The following is a 17,687-nucleotide window of genomic DNA, read 5'->3' as shown; positions in this document are numbered from 1 at the left end:
TAATTTATCGGGGAGTTATTCCTAAAGTACTGCGCATATTTCCGCCAGGAATTACAATATCTGCAATTTTTTGAATGCTTCCTGAAGGCGCTAAAGCAATTTCGGCACGGAAAGCGCTGCCATACTGACCCGCCTGAATTTGAGCTGAGGTCAGTTTTTGGGATGGATAGTTAAATTGGATTTGATTATCTAAGACAACTTGATCCGACTTCACATAAAGCCTAGCGTCCAGGCCTAAATTACCCTGCAATTTATTCAAGTTGACGCTGGACGCTACAACACTGCCGTCACTTTTAACATCTTCATTCATAACACTGATATAGCTGCCCAGTGCGGTTTGATTTGCGGCTGTGGCCGAATCTAAATCATTAAAAGCAAAATTGGCTTTAAACGATAAAAAGTTGGTATCGGGTGTGCTATTTGCGGCATCCATTCCTGGAATAATAAACAACTCGCCTTTGCCATCTATTTTAAATGCGATAGATGAAAGCACATCATCCTTTTTAGAAAAGTTGTCGGCTGGAACTAAAGTCCCGCAATTCGTCACGGCGCTCACACCAGCACAGTTATAAACAGAACCAGGAAGCTGCCCAATGGCAACCTCTGCTTTGGCCGCGAATAATAAATTATCTGCTTTTACATAAATGCCGTCATCTTCAAAGCCAATCACCCCATCAGCTTTCATAAATGCATCTATATTGCGCAAACCTGCATAATAGTTCCGCTCTACATCATGTACACCTTTTGCACCATCGACAATAATAATTGAGGTTGTACTTGGCGCATTGGTCTTCTTATCAATTCCATAGCCTTCAGTACTAAAGACCAGGTTATATCCCAAACCCTGCTTTACTGTGGCATCGCCATAGCTATATGTTTTTGAAAACAAAGCGAGGTTTGCATTCAAATTAAAGATAGGTATGCCAAGCCCCCACGTTGCAGTGCTTTGACCCAATTCAGCTTGAGAATTATCTGAAATAAACTTAGCTGTACGCGCAATCGCCTGAAAATCCATGCCGCGGACAGCAATAAATGCCACATCCCTTTCCTGAGACAGGCTGCTGTTCGTTTGCGGATCTAGGTAATAGTTGAATATCGGCGAACTTGCGCCCAGCGTTTTTTGAATATTGTCATTGATAATAAAATTGAGCGTTTTTGCCTGCAACGCATTGATATAAATATCGCCAAAATCAATATATGCATTATGCGTATTCCCAGCTTCATCACTGGCAGACGGCACTACGAGCGGAGACAGATTTGAAAACTCAATTGCGTAACTGCCGCGCCCAGTATGGCCCAGCTCAAACGTTGTCGGCGCTTGCGTACTGGACAATAATGAATTTTTAGCCCGTGTAAATTCCGCCGACATCCCTAAATGCAAACCGCCTTTATCTGTTTCATACCCCTGTGCCGTCGTAGCCTGCTCAATCATGCTGCTGCCGGCGCTATGATTGACGGTATTGAATGCCGCCAAATCCGCCTGATTCGCATTAATTTGAATCCGTCCCTTTGTTAAGGCGCCGGAAGCGCCTAAACGGATCACATTCTTTTGATTTTGCAGGTCCGAACCATAACGCAAATCAATATTCACCCCTGGATTAGTGGCATTCACACGCCCTGAAGCATAAGAGTTGTCCGCAACTCGCCCAAGGTTCACAATATGGTCTGTCCCATCCGCTGCTTTGGTGGTCAGGACGATGCCCTCATCACGGTCAATATACAGATATCCGTCTGCGGAAATATTGAAGTTGAAATCATTTAAAGTCAGATACTTGCTATTTAATCCATAACTAATATCAGCATTCTTGATCTCTAAATCCATATGCGCTAAAGCATTACGGTTAAATAATCCATTCGTGGTGATTAAATTAAGAACCAAAGGAGACGAGGTCGAAATATTGAGCGAGCCTAAACTTTGCTGGGTAGTTTTACATGCTGCATTGCTGCAAATCAGCATTAAATTTGCAATTGTTGCCTGAAAAGGCGAAATGCTCGCATTTAAATGCACACCAGCACCGTTTGGCGTTGTACCGACATCCAAATTCAGCTTGCTGATGATATTTTGATTATTCTCTCCTTGAATCGTCACATTATGCAGACCCAGCTTCATGCTTCCATTGGCTGTTTGATCTACCCAGTTTGCTTGATTAATAGTGACCTTGGAAACTTCTTGGGAAATTGAAATGCCATCTTGCCCACGAACGGAGCTTAGGCTTTCATCCGACAGCTGTTCAAAAGCATTCGCTTGCTGCGCCGCTAAAATACAGACTGTAAGAAGTTTTAATTTGGTTATTTTTCTCATCTCAACATCCTTGTTTTTATTTTTAATTAACAGCGGCTTGTAGAAGTTCCAGCGCAGTTATAACTAAAAATTTTCAAGTCTCCTGATAGATGCAAATTGCCATGCATATTCAGCCCCATGAATCCTGTCTCAGCGCCTTTATCAAAATCCGGCACACTTTGATTTGAGTTAAATGTTGTGTACGTCGCTGAGTTCTGATATGCCGTTGCGCCAGTCTCTACAGACAAATTCGCGAAACCAAAGTTTCTTATTTTTAGCGGCTTGTCATCATAAAAGCTCAGCTGCATGGCAGTTTGAGCTTTATTGTCCTTATTTAGAATTGTTGATCCATCTAATGAAAACTTATCAATTTGAAGAGTGCCTTGAATTTGCTTAAATACCAGCCATTTCTTGTTTCCAGAACTATCCACATGATTATTCGGCGCAATAGCCAGACGGCACATAATATTATTTACGCACGAATACCCATAATTGGCGGCTGTCGTTTTGCCAGTGGCATCTACAGTAGAAATGGTTTTTAAGCTCATATCATTGGCATATTTATGATTCAAAGACAAAGTCCAGCTCAAGTCTGCGCCGCCTTGACCGGCAATGGATTGCATATCTTCATTATTTAAATTGACTAATCCCGCCTGAGCGGCGCCTGAAGATATCAGCAAAATAGAAGCCATTATTTTTTTTAGCATGCTTTAGCTCCTATAAGCCTGTAGTTTTAATTTTAAGATGCTGAATTAATACGCCATCTATCGCCGCAGATCCTAAATTAACCGCTGCTGCCCCTGCCGCAGCACTTTTAAACATAATGCCTGTAGCCGTACTATCCCGGTTTGCAATTAAAGTATTTGCAGAGGCATCACGCGCTACCGTACCCATTGAAATACTGCTATGTGTTGCATTGGTACCTTGATAGCTTGTGCCATTCACTTGTGCGCCATTTGTTCCGCAAACAGCGACATTACAGGTGCTGCCTTTATATTGATTTGCCAGTGCATCTAAAGCTGACTGGTTGCTGATTGCATATTTAGTGGGCGCACTGATGCTGCTGGTATATCCCAATTCAACAAAACCGCCGCTCACATTGTCTTTTACATAGGTGCCCGCACTGTCTGCAACATAGCTAGTGACGTTGTTGGCTGTATCGACTATCTTTTTATAAAAAGTGGATACACTGCTGAAATTCTGAACGCTGTAATAAGCGCCGGATTTAGATTTATAATATCCGCCAGAAGCATTTACAGCATACGTTGCTTCTGCATCTTTATAATGCGTATAAATTTTATTATAAATACTCGCAACATTCGGAATTGCGGTCACTTCTAAAATAATATTTTTCCCTTCCGACCCGACAATAAATGGCTGGTACATATTCCCTAAGACCAAGTTGATATTGGGGCTATATATATACAGGCCTTCCGTACTATTGAAGGTTGGCGCAGAAGAACCATTTAATGCCGGCGTAGAATAACTGCCGTCATCTATAGCAGCCGTACTGATCCGTATCGCTTTTGCATTTAAATCAGTGTCTGTCGATTTTATGCTCTGGGGATTATCATTTGTGTTCAGCCGCAGGATACTGGCCATACCCAGTGTCTGATTCTGCTGTGTCACACTTGAACTTTGCGTCTGAAACAGCCTGACTTGAGAACCGTTCAAGCTCAAGCCATTGGCAACAAATTGAAAACGTAAACGTTGATTTTTATCTAAGTTCTGATCATTCGTTGCATCTGATGTCATTGGCACTGCCACAGGCGCGCCAGTAATAACATTTACTGCATTGCTTGAGCCCCATTTTCGGGAGAACGCATCCGCCCAGTAGCCTAATTTAATATTATTGTCACTTTCATCCGCCGCTACGGTCGCCAGCGGCGCTTCCAATGCCAAATACCCGACATTTGCTGCCGCATTGGATGCTTGAAATTGCTGAACCTGACTTTCTGTTCCCGCTCTGAATAACCACGGGTTCGCTGACGTTCCCCATGTAAACCCTTGGTTGCTGTAACGCAGGTTTAACTGATCGTCGCTTTTTGACAAGGCTAAGCCATAAATAAAGACATCCGCCTTCGTCTGCTTTGCTGCTGCATTCGCTGCAGTGACTGTAGATGCTAAACCGCTATAATTTTCCCCTGTCGGAATAATCCGGATAAAGCCGGTATCATTTTTAGAGGCTGCCAATAAAGACGCAGCATCTGTCGCTGCGCCATAGGTCGAAGAGGATGAAATATCTTTAGCGCCCTGAAAAACCATTTTAAAATTTTCAGGTAAAAGTGCGATCCCCTCTCCCGTTGTATCGGAAAGAGATTGATCTGACAAAGTTTCAAGTGCATGAACTGATGCCGCGCTGTACAGCGCAATCATACTGGCAAGACAAGATCTAGCAAACCTTGTCTTCTTTATAATATAAGTCATCTCGACCTTCCTTTTTATCAGATGCTCCGCATCTTTATTTTTGCTTCATCCTATACTTGGCATTTATATTTTTGTGAAATCTTAAAACAGCATTTACCCAAGTTATGCTTTTTTATTATGCTGAATAATTCATCAAATGCAAAAACAAACTATCTCAACCGAGACATTTCCGATGAATGATGCCTCGGCCTGAAAGAAATTGACGGTATTCTTTGTCAGTCCCCATGCTGCTGTTGGCTGAATTCGGCGGTTTCACATTTTGGTTTTCAATCTCTTATCTTTTAATGAAAAACATCTCATAATAATGAGATAAAATCATCAAAACCCAGCATTCTGCAGTTCCAGCTTCTTCATCGCATCTTGCAGTTTTAAAAGCCTGCTTATATTCTCTTGGCTGTTTGATTCTGCAAGCCCTGCTGAGCACAGCCATCTTCATCAGCTAGTAAGAGTAGTGCATATTTTACGCGGCTGATTATTACAGAATTGAACCATGCTTTGACCCGCTGTCCACATGCTGAATCAGCATCTCAGTGCAATTTTTCACAGAGCGCATTGCCATTTGCAGTGCATCCACTAAATGCTCAGAACATATTTCAGCTGACCGCCTGATCCATTTCTTTGCAATCCTTTCGCCTCTGCCGCCTGAGCAGATTTCATAGAAATGCTGCCTCTGAAAAAATTATTTCAGAACAGGACATAAAGCATATAAAAAAAGGCAGATCAAATGACCTGCCTTTTTTTATATGCTTTGTCTGTGCATCTTATGCTTTCGGCAAAGTGACGCCTGTTTGACCTTGATACTTGCCGCCGCGGTCTTTATAAGAGGTTTCACACACTTCATCAGATTCAAAGAACAGCATTTGCGCAACACCTTCGCCCGCGTAGATGCGCGCCGGCAAATTGGTTGTATTTGAGAATTCTAATGTGACGTGGCCTTCCCATTCAGGTTCAAGCGGTGTGACATTCACAATAATGCCGCAGCGCGCATAGGTCGACTTGCCTAGGCAGACGGTCAGCACATTACGCGGAATGCGGAAATACTCCACTGTACGCGCCAAAGCGAATGAGTTTGGCGGAATAATGCAGACATCGGACTCGATATCAATAAAGCTTTTATCATCAAAGTTTTTTGGATCCACAATTGCAGAATGCACATTGGTGAAAACTTTAAATTCACGCGCGCAGCGCACATCATAGCCGTAGCTGGATACGCCATATGAAATCAGTTTTTCACCATTTTCATCATAACGGACTTGGTTCTCTGCATACGGTTCAATCATGCCGTGCTTTTCGCTCATTTCGCGAATCCAACGATCAGACTTAATAGCCATGTATCTCTATCCAAAAAGCGTTAATTCAATTATTGCGTGGTACTTTAACTGAAATTGGCTGTAATGAAAACAAACCAATCATACTGCAGATATATTAGCAAAAAAACCGTCTGCCTTAATGATTAAAACAGACGGTCTATATGAAAATTTAAGGTTATGCGGTTAATGCGGTATAGCTCATTAATACCGAGAAGCACATCAATACCAGCGATGCAGTTTTTTGTAATGTGCTTTGGTTAAGCCAGCTGATTTTATTTGAATTTAATACTGAGCCAATAACGGTCCAAACAAATGCAATTGGAATCAGCATCAATAAAAATGCCAGCATATGCGCTACATAATAGCGGGGATCCACCCAAGCAATCGCAGGGAAAATCGCAGATGCAAATAACAGCGCTTTCGGGTTGAGCAAGGTTGCCGCAAACAAGTGGACTGGGCCAATCGACACTTGATTGTAGTCTTCATTGACGTTGGACATTTTCCATGCGCGTATAGCCAGATAAAGAATATAGGCTGCGCTGAATAATTTTAGAATCATTGGCAGCAACGGCATTTGCGCTGTCACTTTTCCAATGAGGCATCCCCATAAGCTTATAGAGATAAGATAACCGAATGCTTCTGCGGGAATGAGGCGGAAAGATTTACGTACACCTACCTGTATGCCTGATGATGCCAGCAAGGTATTGGTCGGGCCTGGAGTCAGTAAAATTGTGACGACTAAGCCAATGAAAAACCATGTAATCATACGAAAAACTCACCTTTGAGTGAGCGCAGATTAAATCACTTCAGGTGCGCTGGCAAAACAAGATTTGTAAGCCAATATATAATTTTCAAGCAACTTAAACTAAAACAATATTATTCAATAACTTAAAAAAAGCATATTGCTGTAACCAAAGAGTCACATATGATTAAATTTTAAACAAAATAAGCATTTAACGTTATTTAATGCGCACAAAACCCTTAATAACAAAAAGAATATCACATTTTAATTTGCGCTCACAGATTCAAAAAACCAGCCTGAGCTGGTTCAGGAATCAAGCCATGATTAGAAAATACGGCTTTGGTCTTTCTCTGCTTTTGGCAGTTTTTCAGCAATACGCTCAGCAATGGCCATGTAGCCCTCGGCAGCACTGTCTTCCGCCAGCACAGAAGGCTTACCTGCATCAGCATTTTCACGGATCTGCACATTTAATGGCAAACGCCCCAGCAGTGGAATATTGTATTGTTCAGCTAATTTATCGCCGCCACCTGTACCGAAAATCTGTTCTTCATGACCGCAATTAGAGCATATGTGCGTCGACATGTTTTCGACTACGCCCATCACTGGAATCTGTACACGGTTAAAGAGTTCAATGCCTTTGGTTGCATCCATCAGCGCTACATTTTGCGGAGTCGTCACAATTACGGCGCCAGTCACAGGAATGCGCTGCGCCAAAGTAAGCTGAATATCGCCTGTGCCCGGCGGCATGTCGATCATCAGCACATCTAAATCAGGCCATAGAGTTTGATTGAACAGCTGCATCAGCGCGCCCGTCGCTTTCGGGCCGCGCCATGCCACTGGGGTATTGTGGTCGCCTGTTAAATGGCCAATGGACAGCACAGCAAGTCCATAAGCATCCAGCGGCACAAAGTGCTCTGCTTCGATCATTGGCGTTCTGCCGGCATTTCCCAGCATGGTCGGAATGCTTGGGCCATAGATATCAGCATCTAATACCCCCACTTTTAAACCCAGTTTTTGCAGCGCCAGAGCCAGATTGACGGTCGTTGTCGATTTGCCGACGCCGCCTTTGCCTGATGACACTAAAATCACATTTTGAATGCGCGGATGCTTTGGCACATCGCGCTGCTGCGGCGCTGCTTTTTGAATAGGCGGATTGTTTGGATCAGCTTCAGCCGGCTGTTCAGGCGCTTTAGCGGATGCATCGACCACTGGCGGCAAATTGCTTTCTGGGGCAGCGTTTTCTGCTTTAGGTTGGCTGGAACAGCTTTCACCTTCTGCATGGTTATGCCCGCAGCCGCCTGAGCTATGCCCCGTTTTCTGCTGAATCACATGCATATTTAATTCAGTAATCCCGCATTTTTCCAAAGCATCGGCTAAATCATCGTGAATTTTTTGCAGGTCATCCGCTTCAGAGGGAAAGGTATTAATCGTGATTTGCAAGACCTGCCCCTGCACATTGATTTGGGTAATCCGGTCTTTTAGTGCATTCGCTGAATTGGGCAGCAGATAACTTTGCAGCACATGCTGAATTTCATCTTCCTTGACTTCCTGCGAGGGTGAGAAGACCGATTTAAGCGAAGAAAGCCAAGACATAAAGTTACTCCAAAAAAGCGAAAATACAGCATATTACTGATAGTTTAACGGCAAATAGAGCCTAGGTTAAGCACCGGATTTAAGAAGATGTAGGATAAAGTTAAAAATCCAAGCAAAATACTCGGTTTTATTTCTCTTTCAGATACATTTCAACAATACAGTTCGAATATTTTTTTGATATAAATTTCAGCATTGGCCGCTTGGCGCTTTTATTTGCCGCAGGCCTGACCTCACTGTCAATAGATTAACGCATGCACACAGCATTAAACGTATAAAAAACAGTGATAGCCCAGCAACGTCCGGAAAAATATGGACTGAATTTGTCGGCTGAATTGAAATGGGGAAATGCATTTTATGTTTATTGGGGGAATTAAAATGAAAAAATTAGTCTTTATGCTTTGGTTTGCCGCCGCAGGCTTAAGCCATGCTGGCATGAATGTAGAGACGTTTCTCACGGCAGAGCGCCAGTCAATTACGCTGGGAGATTCTGTTGAAGATATGCAGATGCGGATGAAAGCATCTCCCATCACAGTAAATTCATACGTACTGCCGCAAAAAGATCAAAAAGAAGAATTGGCGATTGATTACACCTATGAAATTGAAAACATGCGCTATGTGATTACTGTGGTGAATGGAAAAATCAGCCAGATTCAAACTGAAAACCTGAATAAATAAGTCTAAAACGATGCTGCCATGCACAGGCCGCATTTGCTTAACATCTGAATCCTTTATCAAAAAACCCATTGCTTGAGGCAATGGGTTTTTTGATTCAAGCGCAGCCTTCTTCAAGCCTGCACTTGCAGCCAGCATGATAAAATTATGCCTGATCGCCTTTTTTAAACTTGCCTAAAGTCTCTGTAGTTTTCTTTTTCAGCTCATCAAACTTTTCTGTGGCGTGAACTTTTAACTCATCCAGCTTGACAGAGGCTTCCTGCTTCAATTCCGCCGCTTTCAGCTTAGCCTCATCCAATTTTTGACCCGCTTCTTCTTTCAGATGGTCAAATTTTTCCTGTGCAGATGCTTTAGCGGCTTCAGCTTTGGCTTTCAAATCATCAGCCTTTTCCTGCAAAGCGGCTTTATCTTCGGCATGCCGCGCCTTTGCTTCATGCTTTAAATCGTCGAGCTTGGCTTCTGCATTCAGTTTAGCTTCTTTAGCCGTATGCTTTAAATCATCCAGCGCTTTTTCACCCTGCAGCTTGGCTTCCTGCGCCGAATGCTTTACTTTTTCGTCCAGCTCAGCGGCTTTATTTTTCAGTTCATCCAGCTGTGAATTGCTCATCTTTATACCCTCTTAATTATATGAATTGTCTAACAATAGATATAACATCTCATCGGATTAAATAAAGTCGCAGCATCATTTCGACACACTTTATAACAAACTGAAATAAACCTCACCACAGCCGAACCCAAGCCATAAAACGGGGCTTTACTTCTTCACCGTACTGATAAAACTGATCACCGCAAACAGCCAAATAAACAGAATTAAACTGCGTGCGCGGGTGAAGTGCTCAACGTCTGAACCATGCACAATATTATGGCGGGTTGCAGTCACCGTTGAACTATTATCCATTTTCAAAGCCTGCAGTTCTAAAAAGTAAGGATTAATATCGCTGGCGATTTTCACCTTATGCCATAAACTTTTTACTTCATGGCCTTTCAGCCCCGGCACAATTTTATAGACATCAATATATTTGCTTTGATTCAGCTGCAAATAGCCACGCTCTGCCAATGCTTCCGTCAAAATGCCTTCAATCTGCCCATACAGCACCGTCACGCAGCCTGCATAACATTCTTGTGCATACATCTTGAAGCACTGCTCAATGACTTGACGGTGCAGCGGCAGGTTACCGCCAATCTGCAAAGCGTCAACAGCGGACAGCATTTCATGCTGAAAATAGTCTTGTTCTATAAGCGCCGGCAAAGCAAAATTAGCCATTCCGCTTTCTTTTTCAGACGCTAATTTCCAAAAATACAGCAGATTTAACGCGTCATTAGCGATGGGCGCATCGCTTTCAAATTCAATCTGGTCGGCCAATACATCAAAATAGGCATCCTGCGCAGCAAGCTGCCTTAATTCAGCGACCAGTTGAGCATGAGATGCAGAACCCATCGTTTGCAAATATTGCGCCGCTATTTTTAAGATTTGATTGCCGAGTTTCTGTTGACTGCCTGAATTTTGCGGAATGCGCGTCACGGGCTGGTCGAAATCAAAATCATCATCGATCATGGGCTTGTACTCTTAAAAATGGGCTGAATCTGTGCATTATCGCTGTTCTTGTGCAGAGGATACAGATAAATCACATTCTGCCCGCATATTTTCTTCCAGCATCGCGGCATGCTGATGCAGAAAAATTAATGCCAGGTATCGTACACGCTGAAAAGAAGGTTTTCGGTTTCGCTTAAAGCCCAGTAGCTGTGCTTAAAATTAGGGTATTTTTCAGGCGCGGCAGCGGCGGGAATGCGCACAAAAGTCATATAGCAGGCGCTGACAGCCTGCTTTAAATATTCAGTCGAACCCAGCACATAGTAGGAGTCGTGATTGATATAGTCATGATGGCTTAAATATTCAGGGCTCGGCTGCACAAAATGCAGCGTCTTATGCCAGCCTCGCCAGCGTTTCTTTATTGTCGGCTTCACACACTCTACCGCGTCATCGCGCTGGCTCGAACTGTGCGCAGCTTTTTGCAGAATGACCGCTCTAAGGCCATTATCAATGGCATAGACCAGCACTACATTGCCTTTCATCGGTGAATGCCTGCGGTAAAAAATGAATGCCGGCTTCTGCAGCTGTAAAAATTGCTGCTGATCTAGATGATAAGCATAGTCCAGCTGCTGCTTAAATTCTTCCCGCTGCGTGAATGAGCCAAAGATCAATACAGCCACAATAAAAAGCACCACACAAAGACACAGGATGGCCGCCAGCGCAATGAGACCTATCAGGCCATAGCGCAATATTTGCAATGCCTCATGCAAATAGCCATCCCCCTTTCCTGCGCATTCTTACAGTCCCAGTGGTTTTGGATGATTTAAAGAATGATGAGTTCAGTGTATGGATTTTTTTTCAGAGGCATCAAGTGTAACTGTGCGCAGTTTTTGCAAAGATTTTAATCTTTTGTATACAGATAACGTGCGCAGCACATCACTGAAGCAGCGCCTTCGTTGAAGGCAGGCGCATACACTCTGCAGCTAAACATGGATAAAATGAGCAAAGGCAATCGCCTATCGGCAAACGGATGCCATGACAAATTGCCCTGAACGCCGCCATTCAGACAGCCTGCTGTTTTAACTCTTTTGAAAAGAATTCACTTATTCCCTTGTGCATCCGCACCCTATCTAAGGTAAAATCGTTGACCTTATATAAAATACGAATGAGAGAGTCATATCCGTGCGTAATATTTTAGTCACTAACGCCCTGCCATACGCCAATGGCCCCATCCATATGGGACACTTACTCGGTTATATCCAAGCAGATATTTGGGTTCGTGCCATGCGTGCAATGGGACACGATGTGACTTATGTATGTGCGGATGATGCTCACGGCACAGCCATCATGCTGCGCGCCGAAGCCAATGGCATTTCTCCTGAAGAACAAATTGCCAATGTGCAAAAAGAACACATCCGTGACTTTGATGGTTTTGGTGTGCATTTCGATCATTATGATTCAACCAATAGTGATGAAAACAAAGCACGCTCTTCCGAGATTTATATTAAGAACCGTGAAGCAGGCAATATTGCCATCCGTCCTGTCAACCAGCTGTTTGACCCTGAAAAAGGCATGTTCTTATCGGACCGTTTCATTAAAGGCACATGCCCGAAATGTAAATCAGAAGACCAGTATGGCGATGCCTGTGAAGTCTGCGGTACCACTTACAACGCGACCGAGCTTTTAAACCCGAAATCGACTTTAAGCGGTGCGACGCCTGTAGAGAAATCTTCAGATCATTACTTCTTTAAACTGCCGAATTTCTCAGAATATTTGCAAAAATGGACCCGTGACCAAGGCCGCTTACCTATTTCAATTGCCAACAAACTGGATGAATGGTTTGAAGCGGGTTTATCAGACTGGGATATTTCACGTGATGCGCCGTATTTCGGTTTTGAAATTCCAGATGCGCCAAACAAATATTTCTATGTTTGGGTCGATGCGCCGATTGGCTACATGTCAAGCTTTGAAAACTACATCAAAGCTAAACGTCCTGATTTAAGTTTTGACGACTTTTGGAAGAAAGACTCTGACAAAGAAGTCTATCACTTCATTGGTAAAGACATCGTTTACTTCCACGCACTGTTCTGGCCTGCAATGCTTGAAGGTGCAAACTACCGTACGCCATCAGGTTTATTCGTCAATGGTTTCTTGACGGTGAACGGTCAGAAGATGTCGAAGTCTCGCGGGACATTCATCAAAGCTGAAACGTATTTAGAGCACTTAAACCCTGAATACTTACGTTACTACTTCGCGTCTAAACTGTCGGATAAAGTTGAAGACTCTGATTTGAACTTGGATGATTTCGTTCAGAAAGTAAACTCTGACCTAGTTGGTAAAGTGGTCAACATTGCCAGCCGCTGTGCAAAATTCATCAACACCAAGTTTGATAATAAGTTATCAGCAACTTGCGCAGAGCCTGAATTGGTTCAAAGCTTTATCGATGCGGGCGACTCAATTGCGAAAGCCTATGAAGCACGTGAGTTCTCTGCTGCGATTCGTGAAATCATGGCGCTTGCAGACAAAGCCAACCAATATATCGATGAGAAAAAACCTTGGGCTTTGGCAAAAGTTGAAGACGAAGAACAGCAAGTACACGATGTTTGTTCGGTGGGGATTAACCTGTTCCGTCAGCTTGCCGTTTACTTGGCGCCTGTACTTCCGACTTTAGCGGCTCAAGTGCAAGCGTTCTTAAAACTAGACCGCTTTGACTTTGCTTCTGCTCAAACGGTATTGGTTGATCATGAAATTGCATTGTTCCAACCTTTAATGCAACGTGTAGACCCGAAAGCGGTTGCGGCAATGGTCGATGCATCTAAAGACTCTTTAGCGGCTGCGGCTGAACCTGTAAAAGTGGAAAAGAAAAAAGAGAAGAAGGCCGAAAAGAAAGCTGAACCTAAAGTCGGCGAAGCTGAGATTATTGGCATTGAAGACTTTATGAAAGTTGACCTGCGTGTAGCGGAAGTTTTAGAAGCTGCAACGGTTGAAGGTTCTGACAAACTGCTTCAATTGACTTTAAATATCGGTGAAGCTGAACCACGTAATGTATTTAGTGGTATTCGTGAGTTTTATCAGCCAGAAGATTTAAAAGGTAAATTGGTAGTGATGGTGGCAAACCTTGCTCCACGTAAAATGCGTTTTGGTATTTCTAACGGTATGGTACTTGCAGCAGGTAATGGCGAAGGTGTTTGGGTGATTTCACCTGAATCTGGTGCTAAAGCGGGTGATAAGGTTTCTTAAATTTTAGACACTTATAAAAAGCCCTGCTATATTGAGTGGGGCTTTTTTATGTAAGTTAATAAAATGAGATTAGAATTAAAAAAAATCAATGAAGCTATAAATGCTATTTCTTATTCTATTGATACTGAACAATATGAAGAAGCTTTGTTAGGTTCTGAGATAATATTGAATGAACTCGAAAAATATGAAAAATCAGAATCAGTATTTCGTCTATTCTTTAATTTAGCAGGACAATTTATAGATGCAGGCACATCGTTAAGAAATAAGAATGCCGTGTCTAAAGGAATCCAAATTTTGGAGACTTACTCAGAGCATTATGAAAATCAATCTAATATTAACTATTATTATAATTTAGCAAATGGAAAATTAGCATTAGCTAATGATTGTGGTTATGCAGAAGATGACGTAAATTTCAAAAATATTGAATTATTTAATGATGTAAAAAACTTATATTGGAAGGCTTATAAATTAATTAAAAAAGAAGATAATTACGATTTATATCAACAAAATATAATTAATCTTGCAAATGTTCTCAAACAACAATTTCGATTTTCGGAAGCTTTAAAACTCTATGATTTAGTAATAAAAGAAAATACGCCCTATCCACAAGCATGGCTCAATCGAACATCTTGTTTAAAGCAATTTGATCAACTATTAGATCATCGCACCGCAAAAATGATTATGGAAATAATTAAAGGGTATAAATTCGCTTGTAACTCACATTTAACTCCGAATATCTGGAAACCTTACTACAAAAATCAAGTCAATTTTTTAACTGAACAATTAGATTCTAAAGACTTAGATTCTGAAGAAGCTGAGACACTTAAAGAATATTCTTCTATGACTCAATTCCGACAATGGTGTATAGAAGAAAATTTAACTCTGAATATTCATGGAATGTATTGTTCATGCATTGCCAATGAACGAGATAATTTAACTCTTTTAGAGGGTATAATTTCTCCGACTAATATTCTTATATATGAACAATATCTCAACCGATTGAAAGCCGAATTTTCCTTGATGCGAGTAATGTTCTATGAATCTAAATTCACAAATAGCTCTAAGTTTGATTATGAAAGCTGTTATTCGGAACTTGATGACAAAGAAATCATTAATATAAGATCTGAAAAGCTAAGAACTTGTTTCAGACTATGTTTCTCAATATTAGATAAGTTAGCAATCTTCTTGTGTCAGTATTTTTCACTTAAAATTGAGAAAAATACTGCGTTCAATAATTTTTGGCATCAGAATAAATCTGCCCTAGAAAGCAAAGAAAATTTTGCTTTGATTGCAATTAACAGTCTTATTTTTGATCTAAATGAAAAAAATGGACAATTTGGTTTCTATAAAGTTTGGCGAAATGCTCTCGAACATCATATTTTATTTCTAGTTCCAGATACTTTTGAGCTCTCTAATGACTCTACACATACTTATGTAAAAATCACTGACTTCGAAAATAGTCTCCTAAATTTAATTCAATTAACAAGATCATCTATATTTTCAACAGTATTTGCAATTGTTGAAGATCTACGTCAGAAAATGCCAAATGATAAAAATAATTCTATTGAAATAAAAATCCATAAAAAGGAGTTTAAAGGTTCTCCATGACATGCTAAAAAATAGACAATTCAACAAATTTTGTGAAACTTTATAAATGAATAAGTTACTTGCTTCCGCGTTAATTAGCTCCAGTCTCATTAGTGTTTCAGCCTTCGCCCTTTCCCCGCCCGCCCCAATCTCGCAACAAAAACAGGTTTCAGGCTATTACCAATATCAAGCAGGTGATGTACAAATCACTGCCCTGCTCGATGGCACTAACTTCATGTCGCCTAAACTCTTTCAAAACACTCCAGAAAAAGATGTGCATGAAATTTTAAAGAAATACGCTGCCGACCAAGCCAAAGGCGTACAAACCTCTGTAAATGCCTTCCTCGTGAATACAGGTCATTCACTGGTTTTGGTAGATAGCGGCGCTGCGAGCTGTTTTGGCACACATTTGGGTTCAGTGTTAAGCAACTTAAAAGCATCAGGCTATCAACCAGAGCAAGTCGATACCATCTTACTGACGCATCTACACCCAGACCATGTGTGTGGTATTAGCCAAAATGGCGTTGCAAACTTTCCAAATGCAACGGTTTACGTCTCGAACGATGAAGCGAACTATTGGCTAAACCCGAAACAAGTCGACAAACTCCCGAAAGAAAAACGAGCCGGCTACTTAGGAACTGTTGAAAAAATTAAACAGGCTATTGCGCCCTATCAAGCCAAAAAACGCTTCAAAACGTATCAACTGGGCGATCAAGTTCAAGGCTTTAAAGTCATTAATACCGCGGGGCATACGCCGGGACATTTTAGCTATGAACTGAAAACCAAAGACGAAACGGTGGTATTTATTGGTGACATTGTGCACTCTCACACTGTGCAATTCGACAAGCCAGAAACCGCTATTGATTATGATATCGACCCGAAAAAAGCAGTGCAAACCCGCTTAAAGCAATTTGCGGAATATGCAAAAGGCGGACAAACCATTGCAGCGCCACACTTGCCATTCCCTGCTATTGGACATATCTATTCCGCAGATGGGAAAAGCTATCAATGGATTCCTGTGCATTTTAAGGATTAATTGATAACAGACTTCCTCCTTTTAGAAGGAAGGAACACTGTTCCGCAAGAGGTAAAGTAACACAGAATTTCCTTCTAAAAGACACTCAAGCAAATAAACCAAGTCAAAAGTACAGCCACAAAAAAAGCCCCTATCACTAGGGGCTTTTACCATAGGTACAACTTAGGACAGCACAAATTCCCAAATCACATAGCCAATTCCAAAGCCAAGCAACGAATATGATGTGATAATAAAATAAACAAAACTCGCTTTATTTTTCTTTTTCCAAAAACTCATACCGCCACCTAAATATGCCAATTTCAATCATGTTAGCGTGTATTAAACAAAAAGTGAAACAAATCCAAGTGATTAATTTATAAAATATTTTAAATAAAAAATCATATTTTTCATCACAATAAAGTCAATATACAGATTTGCACTATTTTTCTAATACAGATGGTCAAAATGATTCAGAAATTTCTAAAAATGCTAAAAGAGAGGCATTTGTTTTTATTACTTCGGTCATGTCTAACCTAAGTAAAACTCCTCTCTATGTGTTAATTCGGTTAGGCAACTGAAATCACTTCATCCCAAAAATCAGCTTCAGCCCTAGCGCCGTCATCACTGCGCCTGCAGTACGGTCAAAGACTGCCTTAAACTTCAAATACACGCGACGCGGTTTTTCGGCAGACAGCGCAACAGCCACCAGCGAGCACCAGCCTGCATCAATAAAGAAACACAAAACAGGCAACACAAAATAAAAGTAGAAGGGAATCTCTTTCGGTAAAAGCGCAGTAAAAATACTGGCTAAAATAATCGCAATTTTCGGATTTGACAGCTGCGTAATTAAACCGGTCATAAAGGTGCGGCGCAAAGTCATTTGCGCAGCTACATCCCCATCTGCATCAATCGGTTCCTTGGCATGCTTAATAATTTTGTAGGCCATCCAAAGCAGATATAACCCGCCGCAGATTTTTAATGCCAAATACGCCGATGGCACAGCCAATAAAAAGGCCTGCAAGCCTAATACCGCCAGCAAACCAAAGATGGCTGCGCCAGTACCTGTGCCTAAAGCTGTAAATAAGCCATGCTTGCGTGAAATCGCAATTGAATTTTTCGCCACATAAATAGAAGTAGGCCCAGGGCTCATTGCACCTAACATCAAAGCAAATGCAATCGAACCCAAAATCCAAAATGATTCCACGGCAACACCTATAAAATAAATTCCGTGGCAATTTTACAAGCATCACCGCTGAATATCTCCCTATTTTTCACAGGACTTTGACAAA

Annotated in this window: 15 protein-coding genes; 4 read left to right on the top strand and 11 right to left on the bottom strand. The window is 41.6% G+C overall.

Annotated elements, in window-relative coordinates:
* Positions 1-4: 4 nt before the first annotated feature.
* From OKC24_RS00360 to apbC, 6 genes are all read right to left on the bottom strand, one after another.
* On the bottom strand, positions 5-2,302 hold the full coding sequence (locus tag OKC24_RS00360; protein ID WP_130144222.1) for a DUF6160 family protein: 2,298 nt from the start codon (positions 2,300-2,302) through the stop codon (positions 5-7).
* Positions 2,303-2,328: 26 nt separating this feature from the next.
* The gene (locus OKC24_RS00355) at positions 2,329-2,988 is read right to left on the bottom strand and encodes a hypothetical protein (RefSeq protein ID WP_005008043.1); all 660 of its coding nucleotides are present in this window, start codon (positions 2,986-2,988) and stop codon (positions 2,329-2,331) included.
* A gap of 10 nt (positions 2,989-2,998) precedes the next feature.
* The gene (locus tag OKC24_RS00350) at positions 2,999-4,708 is read right to left on the bottom strand and encodes a hypothetical protein (protein ID WP_130144223.1); all 1,710 of its coding nucleotides are present in this window, start codon (positions 4,706-4,708) and stop codon (positions 2,999-3,001) included.
* 761 nt (positions 4,709-5,469) lie between these two features.
* The gene (gene dcd / locus OKC24_RS00345) at positions 5,470-6,039 is read right to left on the bottom strand and encodes a dCTP deaminase (protein WP_005008040.1); all 570 of its coding nucleotides are present in this window, start codon (positions 6,037-6,039) and stop codon (positions 5,470-5,472) included.
* Between the two features lie 154 nt (positions 6,040-6,193).
* Positions 6,194-6,784: a LysE family translocator gene (locus tag OKC24_RS00340; RefSeq protein WP_130144224.1), complete on the bottom strand. Its 591-nt coding sequence runs from the start codon at positions 6,782-6,784 to the stop codon at positions 6,194-6,196.
* Positions 6,785-7,084: 300 nt separating this feature from the next.
* Positions 7,085-8,353, bottom strand: a complete 1,269-nt coding sequence (gene apbC / locus OKC24_RS00335; RefSeq protein ID WP_130144225.1) for an iron-sulfur cluster carrier protein ApbC — start codon at positions 8,351-8,353, stop codon at positions 7,085-7,087.
* Positions 8,354-8,728: 375 nt separating this feature from the next.
* Between apbC and OKC24_RS00330 the strand changes: the two genes are divergently transcribed.
* Entirely contained in the window at positions 8,729-9,028 is a 300-nt protein-coding gene (locus OKC24_RS00330; RefSeq protein WP_131276027.1) for a hypothetical protein, read from the top strand.
* A 142-nt stretch (positions 9,029-9,170) separates the two neighbouring features.
* On the opposite strand, the gene OKC24_RS00325 is transcribed toward OKC24_RS00330, so the two are convergent.
* From OKC24_RS00325 to OKC24_RS00315, 3 genes are all read right to left on the bottom strand, one after another.
* A complete protein-coding gene (locus OKC24_RS00325) occupies positions 9,171-9,632 on the bottom strand; it encodes a hypothetical protein (RefSeq protein WP_131276028.1) in 462 nt (153 codons plus the stop codon).
* A 147-nt stretch (positions 9,633-9,779) separates the two neighbouring features.
* Positions 9,780-10,580: a hypothetical protein gene (locus OKC24_RS00320; protein ID WP_130144227.1), complete on the bottom strand. Its 801-nt coding sequence runs from the start codon at positions 10,578-10,580 to the stop codon at positions 9,780-9,782.
* A 125-nt stretch (positions 10,581-10,705) separates the two neighbouring features.
* Positions 10,706-11,326 carry a hypothetical protein gene (locus OKC24_RS00315; protein ID WP_265464487.1) on the bottom strand — a complete coding sequence of 207 codons (621 nt, stop codon included), beginning with the start codon at positions 11,324-11,326 and terminating at the stop codon, positions 10,706-10,708.
* A gap of 412 nt (positions 11,327-11,738) precedes the next feature.
* Here OKC24_RS00315 and metG point away from each other — a divergent pair, with 412 nt between their 5' ends.
* The 3 genes from metG (at position 11,739) to OKC24_RS00300 (ending at position 16,419) form a co-directional block, all read left to right on the top strand.
* Positions 11,739-13,796, top strand: coding sequence for a methionine--tRNA ligase (gene metG / locus OKC24_RS00310; protein WP_131276030.1), 2,058 nt, complete (start codon positions 11,739-11,741; stop codon positions 13,794-13,796).
* Between the two features lie 63 nt (positions 13,797-13,859).
* Complete coding sequence (locus OKC24_RS00305; RefSeq protein ID WP_131276031.1) at positions 13,860-15,404, top strand: LA2681 family HEPN domain-containing protein; 1,545 nt, start codon at positions 13,860-13,862, stop codon at positions 15,402-15,404.
* Between the two features lie 46 nt (positions 15,405-15,450).
* Positions 15,451-16,419, top strand: a complete 969-nt coding sequence (locus OKC24_RS00300) for an MBL fold metallo-hydrolase (RefSeq protein ID WP_131276032.1) — start codon at positions 15,451-15,453, stop codon at positions 16,417-16,419.
* A gap of 162 nt (positions 16,420-16,581) precedes the next feature.
* Here the strand turns inward: OKC24_RS00300 and OKC24_RS20095 are convergent, their stop codons facing one another.
* Both OKC24_RS20095 and OKC24_RS00295 read right to left on the bottom strand, forming a co-directional pair.
* Complete coding sequence (locus OKC24_RS20095; RefSeq protein ID WP_018572368.1) at positions 16,582-16,695, bottom strand: hypothetical protein; 114 nt, start codon at positions 16,693-16,695, stop codon at positions 16,582-16,584.
* A gap of 283 nt (positions 16,696-16,978) precedes the next feature.
* Positions 16,979-17,602 (bottom strand): LysE family translocator, encoded by a 624-nt coding sequence (locus tag OKC24_RS00295; RefSeq protein WP_265464484.1) that lies wholly within the window; start codon positions 17,600-17,602, stop codon positions 16,979-16,981.
* Between the last annotated feature and the right edge of the window lie 85 nt (positions 17,603-17,687).

Origin of the sequence: Acinetobacter entericus, assembly GCF_026168575.1 — a bacterium.
In the GTDB taxonomy this organism is placed as follows: domain Bacteria; phylum Pseudomonadota; class Gammaproteobacteria; order Pseudomonadales; family Moraxellaceae; genus Acinetobacter; species Acinetobacter bouvetii.
The sequence above is the reverse complement of the archived record's forward strand: the minus strand, read 5'-3'. Positions and strand labels throughout refer to the sequence as shown.